The organism is Pseudomonas sp. ArH3a (assembly GCF_022648765.1).
GTDB lineage: Bacteria > Pseudomonadota > Gammaproteobacteria > Pseudomonadales > Pseudomonadaceae > Aquipseudomonas.
Window position 1 is genome coordinate 4,335,433 of the sequence record NZ_CP080330.1, and the last position, 13,953, is coordinate 4,349,385.

The window sequence follows — 13,953 nt, forward strand, 5'->3', positions numbered from 1 at the left end:
CGCCGGCACTAAGGGGTTTTAGGGGTAAAGCCTGGCAGGGGCGAGCCGCCTGGCAAACCGCTGTCGGGATCGATCGCATACCATTTTTCCTGCTCCTTGATAGCCTTCAGCGTTACCTCGTTAACCGTGCCCTCTACAGGCGTCATAGGCTTGGCATTCGCCTTTTTGAGCATCTCGGATACGGTGGGAGCAGCATCCTTGGCAAAGCGAGCCTTTGCGAAAAGATCAACAGGTACGAACACCCCCATCCCGATCCTGACGGGAACGCCCTTGTGCGAACGCCTTAGAAAATTTCCAAGTCGACTCGGGTGGTTCGGCAGACCAAAGAAGCCTTCACCCGGATTAAATATCCCACGCAGCAATGCAGTGCCTTCCTGAATAACAGAGACACGAAATGCCTGCTTGTTCAGGCGTGATGCAAACTTGATCGCCTTCCATGCTTTGCGGGCGGCCTGTAAACCTCCCGCGCCAATAAACAGCAACGTATCAATTGCCAAGCCTTTCAAGCCGTCCTTAATGTTGCCCTCATAGATGTCAACCAACGGGCCGATGAACGAAATCATCGACACCAGCGCGCGACCATTTTCTTTGTTCATTAGACGATTGACGTAGCCCCGGACGTTATCTTCACTGGGCAGCACTGCATTTGCATGATCAATGAGTGCCTGGCGATGCCCGCTATAGTTGCCTATGTAATTACCCGAAAGTATAACGTCGATAATCGCCTGGCTTTTGGCGGAGCCAAAGGTGTCAGGCACTCACTCATTGCGGTTGTCACCAGCCCCTTTCAAAGCCGACCCTGCCAGGGAAACCCCTACTTTGGAAATGATGACCTTCGACGAGTATTTGTCACGAGGGGCCTCCCCCGTGTGGTGTGCGTTGAAATCAAAAGGTTGTTGAGTGCCCCGCAAATACCGAAGTGTCTTCGTACCACTTCGCCAGGCGGACACGGTATCTTCTTCAATGACACCCCCATTCAGGTCCAATTTTTTTCCCGCCAAACTGGCCGTGCGATCAATAATCGTCCCGGACGTTGGGAAATACTCAAGCGTCCGAGTTTTTCCCTCGTATTTGATCCGCAGCAGCACCCCGTACCACCCCCGATTCTGGGCTACTTTATTTCCCTTGTTAGCGTCTTGGCTCTGCGTCTCTCCGGTTTCCCGACGCAGCCTATAGACCTGAACATCCCCCCACTCAATAGCCTGCCGAACGTCCAGAGGTAAGTCTGCAAGAGTCATCTTCATAAGCGAGGGCATCGCTCCCTTGACATCGCTTAGATATTGATTGACTGCGCCCCCGACCTGACCGGCAATAGGCTCAAGTGTCTTTATGCGGGCGTCAAATTGCGCTTGTGTAATCCGAGGATGGGTGAAGGAAAGCCAACTTTCATGCAGTTCCCCCGTTGCATACGCCTCAACCAACGTGAGCCACTTAGTATTTGTGCCGACACCTGAGAGGCTGTATTTAGTTGGGGGCTTCTTCACTTCGACAGTTTCTATCTCACTGTCAGTCAACTCAGGAAACGCCCGTTTCAGCGCCTTGATTGCCAGACTGCTACGGGTGGGCGGTGCAGTCCCCAGGGTGACCACGGATTGCTCGACCGCCTCGGAACGACGAGTAATGCCGTCAGACGCCAACTGGTAATCGCCGGGCGTATAGTTACCGTCGCTGCGTCGGGGCACAGTACCGGTCATGACCCCCACATCGAGCACCCGCTTAGCACCAAGCGCTATAGCCAGAGCTTGTTGTTGCGGCAGAACGGCCTCCTGGGTGGTCAGTGCTCCAAGCTCATTCAGGCTCATGCCGCGACTGGCTCCAGCGCCGCCCCACACGTCGGCCAATGCACTGCCCAGGCTAACCGTCATCCACGCCGGGCTGCCTATACGTATTTTTTCTGGAGACTGAAGTAGCGGCACAGGGAGTTTTGCTGACGCCTGCTGGTCCGGTTTCACCAGAAACTCAGGTGCGGCGTGTGCCAGGAACAGATGAGCCACCAACGGCGCAGCACGTACGCTCACGCCTTTTTTCTCGATCAAGTGTTTTTCAAAGTCTTTGCGTACAGCCCCCATCTCACGGCCCATATTGGCCGGGGTGTAAAATTGATAACCGGCGGCACTTCCTGGGGCAGCGGGAACATTAGGGTCAACACTGAGCATGATGGCGGAGGTCAGCAGACTTTTTCGCTCCGCGGCATCCATATCGTCATCACCCTCCCCCTTATACCAACCCAACGCCTGGGCGAGTTCCCGCCCCCACTGCTGGGCCTGCGGGGTGTTGAGTAATTCGTCCCAGATCTGGTCTGCCTTGGCTGCTGCTTCCTGCGGGTCGACTTGAGTCACGATCCGACGACCCAATTCGATCCCTATCGTATTAGCTCCATACTTCTGATTCGTCGCCAACGAAATCAACGTACTTTTGTCGCTAGCCGACAAGGTGCCCGCAGCCCACTCCTGAGGAAGTAATTTCGCATAATTGCCGACAGGCGTCGTCGGGGCGAATTGGGTGCGCAACCATTTGGCAGCGGCGCGAGCCTGCCCTGCTGTGTCGAGTGCATCCAGGCCCATCGACCTCGCGACTTGCCGCAGATCGTGGCGATCGTCTGAGTAGAGCGCGTTACCCGTCTGTTCGCTCAGCACGACAACTGCCGCCAATGCGTCTTTCAACGGCTGGCTCCAACTATCACTGACAGCTACATCCAGCCACTGATTTGGGGTCAGTTGCAGCACTTGCAGGCGACCTTCGCTGATACGAACCGTCTGGTCCGGCAATGTTTGCCCCAGCTCCGCCAGCACACCCTGCATTTCAGGAAGTGCCATCAGCTCGGCCAAGCGCCTGCGGGCCTCTTGATCGCTCTTCAAGGGGTTTGTTCGTGAGACCTCGAACTCGGTACCCGCTAACGATAATGGCCCATTGTCCGCAACGCCCTTCGCCGCGCGCTCCAAAGCGTCTGCGAGATTTTCTCGATCATCGAGCTCATTGATACCCCGCTTTGACCATTCAAACCTGAGTTGGTGATTGCGTGTTTCTGCTGCAGACAGCGCGGGCCAGCCTGCCACCAGACTTGTCACAAGCGCACTCGCCTGATCCTCGGTATAAGGCGCACTGACGCCATAAAACAAGCTCGCCACATTCCGCGAAACTTGCTGGCTGTTCATAGACACATAAGGCACACCCTTGTGCTTGGGGTCTAACGCCTCAAGCGCTTGCATCACGCGCGCCGACACCTGCCACCAGCCGGAAGTGTCTTGCAGGGTGAATGTCTGAGGAGAGGTCACTCCATTCTGGGTAACAAGGCCCGATACGCTGTTTTTGCCGATAGTCACCGAGTCCAGGGAAAAACCCTTGCTCCTCAGCCAGGCTAAAACCTCGGGCTGATTCACCACGCGCTTGTAGATTTCGAACGGCTGAGAAATCAGAGACTGCTCGGGCACGGTCACCAGCGAATCCGACACACTGCCCATCTTCGCAATCAACTGCGCCTGAAGGGTTTTATCGGTATCGGCGGAATGAGAGTGCGGGCCCGCCCACATGCCCAGCGTGTTGCGCGCAGGTTTGTCAGACGTGCTCACAATCGCGCGTTTCTCGCGCCGGGCAGCGACAGGGTCGGCGTCATCAGAAGGTTCCCCGAATCGCCCGGGCGATCTCAGGCCTCCACGTGTTTCGATGGACGGGAACACGGGCAGTCGTTTTTGATCGTCTGTCGGTGCAAGCGACGGGGAGCCGCCCAGGCTTTGGCTTGCAGGTTGGGGAGGCTCGGAGGATGGAGCGAATGTGGAAGGTGAGTTATCCGCGGTCGATGGGTACCCACTCTGAGGCTTGGCGTACGGCATAAGGGAAATTGGCATCATCAATCCTCTGCAACAGAGCCACTGAAAAGTGTCCTCGTCCTAAGAACCGTTGCAGCCAAACTAGGAAAAAAATCCCGCACCCTCTATAAGAAAGTTCCGATCCGCCCATTGAACAATCCAGGCAGCCGAAGACCGCCCACCGTTTTTTGTAGGTCTACAGTCAATGGTGGTGACAGGATCAAGGTGTCCGACTTCATCGCCAAATATGAAGGCACGGGGTACGCCGTCACCACGCTGGCGTTTTTCCTTTCGCCTTTTGCCTGTGCAGGTCTTCTTAAGCAAGCGTGGGAAAACGGCAAAGTACTCTGTGGTGTCAGTGCCGGAGCCATTTGCTGGCTTGGCGCGGGGCACTCTGATTAAAGCGCGCCTATGCAGTCGACGATGGCGTTGCTTTGCATTTCAAAAATGGCAAATACCACTGGATGATCTTCAGCCGAACGATCGAATATGCGCCGCCAGCTGCGCCAATTCGGCATCATCGGCCCGCACAAAATCGTGGGATGAGATGTAACCCTCATACGCCTCAAAAAACTTATCCACCTTGGAACTGATAGGCTTGAACGCACTGTCCTGCCCCGTGCCATGCATGGGAAACAGCTTCGCGTGCAAGTGATCCACCCCATAGCCTTCCAGCATCATCCCCGTGCGTGCCACGTCAGGAAACGCCCGGTCAATCTGCAGCGCCGCCTTCTTGGAGGCCACGATCAGCGCCGACAACACCGCATCCGACTGCGCGAACGCGTAGCTGCCGTAATGCTGTTTGGGGATCACCACGCTGAAACCCGGTGTGTTCGGGAAGATCGACAGGAACGCCATGTGGTGTTCGTCCTCCCATAGAATGTGGGCTGGAGAGGTCTTTCGGACAATGCTGCAAAAAATACAATCCATTTAGATGTCCGCCGGTTTCTTCATGAGTTTGGTCGTGGCGGACATCTAAAACCATGGTTCGGCGGGCGTCAAAACAAATGTATTTTCTGCAAGCCCCTAGGAAATAGCCCCCTCAGCGGCATGAATCGCCAGCAAAGGCGGTGCGACGGTTGAGCAGTTGGCGGGTATTGCAGCGTTTGGGATACAGTCGGTGGGTGCAAAGCTGCCAATGACTATGTGTTTAAGGAGGTCTACGTCTAATGGATATCAAATGCTCCGTCTTTATCGCAGTAAGCCTCGACGGTTTTATTGCTCGGCCAGACGGTGACATCGAGTGGTTGCACCGGCCGGAGTACGAAGCTGCGCAGCTGAACGGCGTGACGTATGAAAGCTTCATCGCCACGGTCGATGCGCTGGTGATGGGCCGTAAAACCCTGGAGAAAGTCTTATCCTTCCCGGAATGGCCCTATGAAGGCACGCCTGTCATCGCCCTCTCGCACCAATCATTCGAGCTGCCTGCGCATGTGCGAGGCAAGGTTGAGATGATGTCAGCGGGCGTAACCACCCTCGTGGAACAGTTAGCCGAGCGCGGTATGAAACACCTCTATATCGACGGAGGCCAAACGATCCAGGCGTTTCTTGAAGCAGGCCTGATCGATGAGTTGATCATCACCCGTATTCCGGTGTTGTTGGGCCAAGGGCTGCCCTTGTTCAGCCAGGTCGGCAGTGAGCGTGAACTGCGCCATGTCGGCACGTATGTGTCGGACAATGGGTTTGTGCAGAGCACGTATCAGGTCGCCTGAATCAGCCTGACGCTCAGATTCGGGCAGCTCAAGACAACCGGAGGCCACCGTGGATAAGCACATCATTGTTATGGGTGGCGAATCCCCCGAGGACATGACGCGCATGACGCGTATTGACGAACAGATCGTCTCGTCTTCGGGCAAATTACATCCCACCGCTCTGTACATCTCTACCGCCAATGGCGATGACAGGGTCAAGATTTCCGACTTTATCGCCAAATACGAAGGCGCGGGTTGCGCCGTCACCACGCTGACGTTTTTCATATCGCCGTTTCCCAGCGCAGAGCATATTTCGTCGTTGTTTGAACAGGCCGATATCGTTTATGTGCCAGGTGGGAATACGCGAGCCATGTTGGCTATCTGGCGCGAGTTTGGCGTTGCAGAGCTTCTTAAGGAGGCGTGGGAAGACGGCAAAGTGCTGTGTGGTGTCAGTGCCGGGGCCATTTGCTGGTTTGACTATGGGCACTCTGACTCAGGGGGGGCCTTCGCGCTGGTCGAGGGTTTGGGCTTACTTCCTGGAGCGTTGTGTCCCCACTTCAGCTCAGAGGCAGGAAGGGAAGCATCGTTTGTCGAGCTTGTTCGTCTTCAGGGTATACGGCCTGCGTACGCGGTAGATGATGGCGTTGCTCTGCATTTCAAAGAAGGCAAATACCACCAGACGATCCATGACGGCGCAGCGGGCAGCGCTTATGAAGTCAGCACGTCCGGGGCGTACCTGATACTCCGATAGCGATAGTGAAGCGGTTGATCGTTCCCACGCTCCGCGTGGGAATGCATCCCGTGACGCTCCGCGTCACCGTATTCAGGGTTTGAGGCGTTCGCTAAAAGCGCGACACAAAGCGTCCGGGGCGGCATTCCCACGCAGAGCGTGGGAACGATCCAAAAAAAACGCCCCGAACCAGTCGGGGCGTTTTTTATTCAGCGGGTAAATCAGGCTTGATCAGCCAACCGCCACGTCGTCCCACCCTTGCCGTCTTCCAACACCACACCCATCGCGGTCAGTTGGTCACGAACCCGATCGGACTCCGCCCAATCTTTATTAGCCCGAGCAGCCAAACGCGCCTGAATCAGCGCATCAACCTCAGCCGCATCCACACGCCCTTCAGCGCCCGCTTGCAGGAAGTCATCGGCTTCCATCTGCAGAACACCCAAGACGCTAGCCAGCTCTTTCAAGCGCGCCGCAAGCCCCGCCGCTGCGTCGAGATCCGTCTCACGCAAGCGGTTGATCTCACGCACCATCTCAAACAGCACCGCGCAGGCTTCCGGTGTGCCGAAGTCGTCGTTCATGACTTGGGTAAACCGCGCAACGAACGCTTCACCGCCCGCAGGCGCCACGGCCGGCAGGCCTTTCAACGCATGGTAGAAACGCTCCAGGGCGCCTTTGGCGTCCTTGAGGTTGTCTTCCGAGTAGTTGATCGCGCTGCGGTAGTGGCTGGACACCAGCAGGTAACGCACCACTTCCGGATGGTACTTTTCCAGCACGTCGCGAATGGTGAAGAAGTTGTTCAAGGACTTGGACATCTTCTCGCCATTGATGCGGATCATGCCGCAGTGCATCCAGGCATTGGCGTAGGTCTTGCCGGTGGCGGCTTCGCTTTGGGCGATTTCGTTTTCGTGGTGCGGGAACTCGAGGTCGCTGCCGCCGCCATGAATGTCGAAGGTGTCACCCAGGCAGCAGGTCGACATCACCGAGCATTCGATGTGCCAGCCCGGACGCCCGGCGCCCCATGGCGACTCCCAGCTCGGCTCGCCGGGCTTGGTGCCTTTCCACAGCACGAAGTCGAGCGGGTCTTGCTTGGCTTCGTCGACTTCAATACGCGCACCAATGCGCAAGTCTTCGATTTTCTTACGCGACAGCTTGCCGTAGCCCATGAACTTAGCGACACGGTAGTACACGTCGCCATTGCCCGGGGCGTAGGCGTAACCCTTGTCGATCAGGGTCTGGATCATCGCGTGCATGCCAGGGATATGATCCGTGGCGCGCGGTTCCATGTCCGGCTTGAGGATGTTGAGGCGCGCCTCGTCCTCATGCATGGCGGCGATCATGCGCTCGGTCAGCGCGTCGAACGACTCGCCGTTTTCGTTGGCACGGTTGATGATCTTGTCGTCGATGTCGGTAATGTTGCGCACATACGTCAAGTCATAGCCGCTGAAACGCAACCAGCGGGTCACCAGGTCGAAGGCAACCATGCTGCGGCCGTGGCCGATGTGGCAGTAGTCGTACACGGTCATGCCGCACACGTACATGCGCACCTTGTTGCCATCCAGGGGCTTGAAGACTTCTTTGGTCTTGCTGAGCGTGTTGTAGATCGTTAGCACGTTGAATCCCTTAAGACTTAATCACTGGCCCCACGAATCACGCAAGGTCACGGTACGGTTGAATACCGGCTGACCAGGTTTGGAGTCCTTGATATCCGCGCAGAAGTAACCTTCGCGCTCGAACTGGAAACGGTCTTCCGGCTGTGCGTCGCCAAGCGATGGCTCGGCACGACAACCTGTGAGAACTTGCAGCGAGTCAGGGTTGATGTTGTCCAGGAAGCTGGCGCTGTCTTCGGCCTTCTCAGGGTTCGGCGAGCGGAACAGACGATCGTACAGACGTACTTCGCACTCGATGCTGGCAGCGGCCGGCACCCAGTGCACCACGCCCTTGACCTTACGGCCTTCAGGGTTCTTGCCCAATGTTTCTGGGTCGTACGAGCAGCGCAGTTCAACGATGTTGCCATCGGCGTCCTTGATTGCTTCATCGGCACGGATCACGTAGCTGCCGCGCAGGCGCACTTCGCCATTCGGCTCCAGGCGCTTGTAGCCTTTTGGCGGCTCTTCCATGAAGTCATCGCGGTCGATGTAGATTTCACGCGCGAACGGCAGCTTGCGCACGCCGAGTTCTTCTTTCTGCGGGTGACGCGGCAATTCGAGGTTGTCGACCTTGTCTTGCGGGTAGTTGGTGATCACGACTTTCAACGGCCGCAGCACGCACATGGCGCGCGGGGCGTTCGCGTCGAGGTCCTGGCGGATGCTGAACTCGAGCATGCCGAAATCGACCACGCCGTCGGAACGGTTGGTGCCGACCATGTCGCAGAAGTTACGGATCGACGCCGGGGTGTAGCCGCGGCGGCGGAAGCCCGACAGCGTCGACATGCGTGGGTCGTCCCAGCCAAACACGTGTTTTTCATCGACCAGTTGCTTGAGCTTGCGCTTGCTGGTGATGGTGTAGTTCAGGTTCAGGCGGCTGAATTCGTACTGACGCGGGTGCGCCGGTACCGGCAGGCTGTCAAGGAACCATTCGTACAGCGGGCGATGGCTTTCGAACTCCAGGGTGCAGATCGAGTGGGTGATGCCTTCGATGGCGTCCGACTGACCGTGGGTGAAGTCGTAGTTCGGGTAGATGCACCACTTGTCACCGGTCTGGTGGTGGTGGGCATGGCGGATGCGGTACATGATGGGGTCGCGCAGGTTCATGTTCGGCGAGGCCATGTCGATCTTGGCGCGCAGTACACGGGCGCCATCCGGGAACTCACCGGCGCGCATGCGGGCAAACCAGTCCAGGTTCTCTTCGACCGAACGGTCGCGGAACGGGCTGTTCTTGCCAGGCTCAGTCAGGTTGCCACGGTATTCCTTGGCTTGTTCCGGGCTCAGGTCGTCAACGTAGGCCTTGCCAGCCTTGATCAACTCCACTGCCCAGTCGAACAACTGGTCGAAATACTTGGACGCATAGCGCACTTCACCGGACCATTCGAAGCCCAGCCACTTGATGTCGCTTTCGATGGCGTCGATGTATTCCTGGTCTTCCTTGGCCGGGTTGGTGTCGTCGAAACGCAGGTGCGTAACGCCACCGAACTCCTGGGCCAGGCCGAAATTCACACAGATCGACTTGGCGTGACCGATGTGCAGGTAGCCGTTGGGCTCTGGCGGGAAGCGGGTGACGATCTGCGTGTGCTTGCCCGAATCCAGGTCCGCCTGGATGATCGGGCGCAGGAAATTGACCGGGACGGCAGGTCCGGCCTTGGAATTCGAGGTAGTGTCGACAGTGGGCTTGCTCATAGGATCCTTGAACAGACAGGTTCGTGGCCGGGTGGGGCCAGATAAAACAAAGGGCTCATAATAGCCGAAGCAGTCAAGACACTGACAGGCCACGACCAAAAACTGCTGCTTTAATTACTGCTTTAATGACTGGGGCGGTAAAAAACCACCTCGAAATTCCTGCTGGTCACGCTAAACTGCGCGCCTTGGCACACATTCAGCCAAACCGGTAGCGGCGCCCAGGCGTCCAAACCCACGAATTCCCTGAAAAGAGTAGTGAACATGACTCAAGTCAAACTGACCACCAACCACGGTGACATCGTCATCGAGCTGAACGCCGAGAAAGCGCCGATCACCGTCGCCAACTTCATCGAATACGTGAATGCTGGCCACTACGAAAACACCGTTTTCCACCGTGTCATCGGCAACTTCATGGTCCAGGGCGGCGGTTTCGAGCCTGGCATGAAAGAAAAGAAAGACAAGCGTCCAAGCATCCAGAACGAAGCGGACAACGGCCTTTCCAACGACAAATACACCGTGGCCATGGCCCGTACCATGGAGCCGCATTCGGCCTCCGCACAGTTCTTCATCAACGTGGCCGACAACGCCTTCCTGAACCACAGCGGCAAGAACGTGCAGGGTTGGGGCTACGCCGTGTTCGGTAAAGTCACCGAAGGCCAGGACGTCGTTGACAAGATCAAAGGCGTGCAGACCACCGGTAAAGCCGGTCACCAGGACGTTCCGGTAGAAGACGTTATCGTCGAGAAAGCCGAGATCGTTGGGTGATATTGCTGATTTCAGATTTGCATCTGGAAGAGGGGCGCCCGGATATAACCCGGGCGTTTCTGGATTTGCTCCACGGCCGCGCCCGTGGCGCCCAGGCGTTGTACATTCTGGGGGACTTTTTTGAAGCCTGGATTGGCGACGATGGGATGACACCGTTCCAGCGTTCGATTTGCGCGGCGCTGCGCGAGCTGAGCGACAGCGGCACCCCCATTTTCATCATGCACGGCAACCGCGACTTCCTGATCGGCAAGGCGTTCTGCAAAGCCGCAGGCGCCACCTTGCTCAAGGACCCGAGTGTCGTGCAGCTCGCAGGCGAGCCTGTGCTGTTGATGCACGGCGACAGCCTCTGCACCCGCGACGTCGGCTATATGAAGCTGCGGCGGGTCCTGCGTAACCCGATAGTGCTGTTTATCCTGCGGCACCTGCCCTTGCGCACCCGGCACGCGCTGGCGCGCAAGCTGCGCAGCGAGAGCAGCGCCCAGGTACGCATGAAGGCCAACGACATTGTGGATGTGACACCCGAGGAAGTGCCGCGGGTGATGCAGCAATTTGGCGTACGCACCCTGGTCCACGGCCACACGCACCGCCCCGCCATTCATAAGTTGCAGATTGGTGACCAGGCGGCCAAGCGTATTGTGCTGGGGGATTGGGACAAGCAGGGCTGGGCGTTGCAGGTGGATGAGCAAGGGTTTCAGTTGGCGGCGTTTGACTTCGTCAACCCGCAGCTGGCGTTGCCCGGGGCCTGAATCCCACAACACACATCAAATGTGCAAGCAGGCTTTTGTGGGAGCTGGCTTGCCTGCGATAGCATCGCCTCGGTGTATCTGATGTACCAAGGTGCCTGCATCGCAGGCAAGCCAGCTCACACACTTGATTGCATTTCACACTTTGCAGATCAGTGCCCGGACGCCTCCGGCCCCGCCTTCGCCGCAAACGGCGGCTTGGCCAGCCACACAATCACGATCAAGCCCATGAACATCCACCCCAGCAACGTGAAGTAATCCACGGTGGACATCATGTACGCCTGGCTGGTGAGGATCTGGTCCAACTGCGCATAGGCCTTGTGCCCTGCCCCACCGAGCGCCTGCAAAGCATCGCGGGTCGCCGAGTCGTAGGTGGTCATGTTCTCGCTCATGTACGCATGGTGCTGGTCCGCGCGGCGAATCCAGATCCAGGTGGTCAACGACGCCGCAAAACTGCCGCCCAAGGTCCGCAGGAAGGTCGCAAGACCCGCGCCATCGGCAATTTGGGCCGGCGGCAAGTCGGACATCAAGATGCTCAAGGTCGGCATGAAGAACAGCGCCACGCCAATCCCCATGAACAACTGCACCAAGGCGATGTGGGTGAAGTCCACCTCGTTGGTGAAACCGGCGCGCATGAAACAGCTCAAGCCAATCGCCAGGAACGCCAGGCCCGCCAGCAAGCGCAGGTCGAACTTGTGCGCGTACTTGCCGACAAACGGCGACATCAGCACCGGCAGAATGCCGATCGGCGCCACCGCCAGGCCGGCCCAGGTGGCGGTGTAGCCCATCTGGGTTTGCAGCCATTGCGGCAGGATCAGGTTGATGCCGAAGAACCCCGCATAACCCAGCACCAACACGATGGTGCCGATGCGGAAGTTGCGGTAGGCAAACAACCGCAAGTTGACCACCGGGTGCTTATCGGTCATTTCCCAAATGACGAACACCGCCAGGGCTATCGCCGAAATCACTGCACCAATGATGATGAAGTTGGATTCGAACCAGTCCAGGTCGTTGCCCTTGTCGAGGATGATCTGCAAGGCACCGACACCGACGATCAAGCTCAGCAGGCCGACGTAATCCATCGGCTGGTAGCTGGTGACCACCGGGCGTTTCTTCAGCTGCGAACGCACCACCATCACCGCAAAGATGCCGATGGGCACGTTGATAAAGAAGATCCACGGCCAGCTGTAGCTGTCGGTGATCCAGCCGCCGAGGATCGGGCCGGCAATCGGCGCCACCACCGTGACCATCGCCAGTAACGCCAGGGCCATGCCGCGCCTCGCAGGCGGGTAGACCGCGATCAGCAACGTCTGGGTCATCGGGTACAACGGCCCGGCGACCAAACCTTGCAGTACTCGAAAGCCGATCAGCTCGGGCATCGAGGTGGAAATACCGCAGAGGAACGATGCCAGCACAAACAGGATGGTCGCCCACAAAAACAGCTTCACCTCACCAAAGCGCCGGCTCAACCAGCCGGTGAGTGGCAAGGCGATGGCGTTGCTCACCGCAAACGAGGTGATCACCCAGGTGCCCTGCTCCGAACTCACGCCGAGGTTGCCGGAAATGGTCGGCAACGCCACGTTGGCGATGGTGGTGTCGAGCACCTGCATAAAGGTCGCCAGCGACAGGCCAATAGTGGCCATCAAGAGGCTGGGTGGCGTGAACGAGGCGTTATTGCTCATCAGCGTTGCACAGCCTTAGGCGCGGCGAGGCTGTTGTCATGGATCAACTGGGTGATCATGGCATCGGCTTCGGCCAATTGGCGGTCATACACGTTGGTGGTGAACGAGGCCTTTTGCGGCGCCTGTTGCGCCAGCACTGGGCCGCTCTTATCGTGCAGGTCCACATTGACCAGGGTGCTCAAGCCTACGCGCAGCGGGTGCTTGGCCAGTTCGTCGGCGTTGATGTGGATACGCACAGGCACCCGTTGCACGATCTTGATCCAGTTACCGGTGGCGTTCTGCGCCGGCAGCAGGGCAAACGCGCTGCCGGTACCGGCGCCCAGGCTGTCCACGGTGCCGCTGAACTTCACGTCACTGCCGTAGATGTCCGACTCGATGTCCACCGGCTGACCAATACGCATATCGCGCAGCTGGGTTTCCTTGAAGTTGGCATCGATCCACAGCTGGTCCAGCGGGATCACCGCCATCAACGCGGTGCCCGGCTGCACGCGTTGGCCCAGTTGCACGGTGCGCTTGGCCACGTAACCGGTGACCGGTGCGATCAAGGTACTGCGCGCGTTGGCCAGGTAAGCCTGGCGCAGTTGTGCGGCGGCGGCCTGCACGTCCGGGTGCGACGAAATCACCGTGTCGTCTACCAGCGCGCTGGAGGTCTTTAATTGCTGCTGTACGTTGGCCAGGGCGTTTTGCGCCGAGGTCAGGTCGTCACGGGCATGGGACAGTTCTTCCTGGGAAATCGCGCCGCCGGCGGCGAGGTTCTTACGACGGTTGTAGTTGTCCTGGGCCTTTTGCACGTTGGCCTGCTGGGCCAGCACTTGGGCTTTCATGCCATCCACGTTGCTGTACAAGCCCCGCACTTGGCGCACGGTGCGCGCCAGGTTGGCCTTGGCACTTTGCAGGCCGACCGCGGCGTCATTCGGGTCGAAGTTGATCAGCACCTGGCCTTCGTGGACCAAATCGCCATCGTCGGCGCCGATGCTGACCACGGTGCCGGTGACCAGCGGGGTGATTTCCACCACGTTGCCGTTCACATAGGCATCGTCGGTGCTTTCGTTGAAACGCCCGTAAAGCTCATACCAGGCCCACACGCCGATGACGCCGAGAATGACGATCAGCGCCAGGCTGAGCAGCATGATTTTGCGTTTGCGCGGGTTGTTGTCTTTGGGTTGCTCTGTTGCGTTAGTGTTTTCGGCAGTGGCCATCACAA

The 13,953-nt window shown here is 58.1% G+C and carries 12 protein-coding genes; 5 read left to right on the forward strand and 7 right to left on the reverse strand.

Going from position 1 to position 13,953, the window contains the following annotated elements; translation table 11 throughout:
- Positions 1-8 precede the first annotated feature (8 nt).
- Both K0P33_RS19735 and K0P33_RS19740 read right to left on the reverse strand, forming a co-directional pair.
- On the reverse strand, positions 9-758 hold the full coding sequence (locus tag K0P33_RS19735) for a hypothetical protein (RefSeq protein ID WP_242150674.1): 750 nt from the start codon (positions 756-758) through the stop codon (positions 9-11).
- The gene (locus K0P33_RS19740) at positions 759-3,569 is read right to left on the reverse strand and encodes a hypothetical protein (RefSeq protein WP_242150677.1); all 2,811 of its coding nucleotides are present in this window, start codon (positions 3,567-3,569) and stop codon (positions 759-761) included.
- A 462-nt stretch (positions 3,570-4,031) separates the two neighbouring features.
- On the opposite strand from K0P33_RS19740, the gene K0P33_RS19745 reads away from it, so the two are divergent.
- Complete coding sequence (locus K0P33_RS19745) at positions 4,032-4,208, forward strand: Type 1 glutamine amidotransferase-like domain-containing protein (protein WP_242150680.1); 177 nt, start codon at positions 4,032-4,034, stop codon at positions 4,206-4,208.
- A 69-nt stretch (positions 4,209-4,277) separates the two neighbouring features.
- Here K0P33_RS19745 and K0P33_RS19750 read toward each other — a convergent pair whose 3' ends face one another.
- Complete coding sequence (locus tag K0P33_RS19750; RefSeq protein WP_242150683.1) at positions 4,278-4,736, reverse strand: HIT family protein; 459 nt, start codon at positions 4,734-4,736, stop codon at positions 4,278-4,280.
- 239 nt (positions 4,737-4,975) lie between these two features.
- Between K0P33_RS19750 and K0P33_RS19755 the strand changes: the two genes are divergently transcribed.
- Positions 4,976-5,518 (forward strand): dihydrofolate reductase family protein, encoded by a 543-nt coding sequence (locus tag K0P33_RS19755; protein ID WP_094952910.1) that lies wholly within the window; start codon positions 4,976-4,978, stop codon positions 5,516-5,518.
- Positions 5,519-5,567: 49 nt separating this feature from the next.
- Complete coding sequence (locus tag K0P33_RS19760; protein ID WP_242150687.1) at positions 5,568-6,248, forward strand: peptidase E; 681 nt, start codon at positions 5,568-5,570, stop codon at positions 6,246-6,248.
- A gap of 200 nt (positions 6,249-6,448) precedes the next feature.
- On the opposite strand, the gene cysS is transcribed toward K0P33_RS19760, so the two are convergent.
- Together cysS and K0P33_RS19770 are read right to left on the reverse strand one after the other, a co-directional pair.
- Positions 6,449-7,837 (reverse strand): cysteine--tRNA ligase, encoded by a 1,389-nt coding sequence (cysS, locus tag K0P33_RS19765; protein ID WP_094952912.1) that lies wholly within the window; start codon positions 7,835-7,837, stop codon positions 6,449-6,451.
- A gap of 21 nt (positions 7,838-7,858) precedes the next feature.
- A complete protein-coding gene (locus tag K0P33_RS19770; RefSeq protein ID WP_094952913.1) occupies positions 7,859-9,559 on the reverse strand; it encodes a glutamine--tRNA ligase/YqeY domain fusion protein in 1,701 nt (566 codons plus the stop codon).
- Between the two features lie 261 nt (positions 9,560-9,820).
- On the opposite strand from K0P33_RS19770, the gene K0P33_RS19775 reads away from it, so the two are divergent.
- On the forward strand, positions 9,821-10,324 hold the full coding sequence (locus K0P33_RS19775; protein ID WP_016977438.1) for a peptidylprolyl isomerase: 504 nt from the start codon (positions 9,821-9,823) through the stop codon (positions 10,322-10,324).
- Entirely contained in the window at positions 10,321-11,070 is a 750-nt protein-coding gene (gene lpxH / locus K0P33_RS19780; protein ID WP_094952914.1) for a UDP-2,3-diacylglucosamine diphosphatase, read from the forward strand. Before K0P33_RS19775 ends, lpxH begins: the two co-directional genes overlap by 4 nt.
- A 149-nt stretch (positions 11,071-11,219) precedes the next feature.
- Here the strand turns inward: lpxH and K0P33_RS19785 are convergent, their stop codons facing one another.
- Positions 11,220-12,749: a DHA2 family efflux MFS transporter permease subunit gene (locus K0P33_RS19785; RefSeq protein WP_242150690.1), complete on the reverse strand. Its 1,530-nt coding sequence runs from the start codon at positions 12,747-12,749 to the stop codon at positions 11,220-11,222.
- Entirely contained in the window at positions 12,749-13,948 is a 1,200-nt protein-coding gene (locus tag K0P33_RS19790; RefSeq protein WP_094952916.1) for an efflux RND transporter periplasmic adaptor subunit, read from the reverse strand. Before K0P33_RS19790 ends, K0P33_RS19785 begins: the two co-directional genes overlap by 1 nt.
- Between the last annotated feature and the right edge of the window lie 5 nt (positions 13,949-13,953).

Excerpts from the sequence above, each read along its gene's own strand:
- K0P33_RS19750 (WP_242150683.1), bottom strand. The coding sequence starts at position 4,736 with ATGGATTGTATTTTTTGCAGCATTGTCCGAAAGACCTCTCCAGCCCAC.
- K0P33_RS19755 (WP_094952910.1), top strand. The coding sequence starts at position 4,976 with ATGGATATCAAATGCTCCGTCTTTATCGCAGTAAGCCTCGACGGTTTT.
- K0P33_RS19770 (WP_094952913.1), bottom strand. The coding sequence starts at position 9,559 with ATGAGCAAGCCCACTGTCGACACTACCTCGAATTCCAAGGCCGGACCT.
- K0P33_RS19775 (WP_016977438.1), top strand. The coding sequence starts at position 9,821 with ATGACTCAAGTCAAACTGACCACCAACCACGGTGACATCGTCATCGAG.
- K0P33_RS19785 (WP_242150690.1), bottom strand. The coding sequence starts at position 12,749 with ATGAGCAATAACGCCTCGTTCACGCCACCCAGCCTCTTGATGGCCACT.
- K0P33_RS19790 (WP_094952916.1), bottom strand. The coding sequence starts at position 13,948 with ATGGCCACTGCCGAAAACACTAACGCAACAGAGCAACCCAAAGACAAC.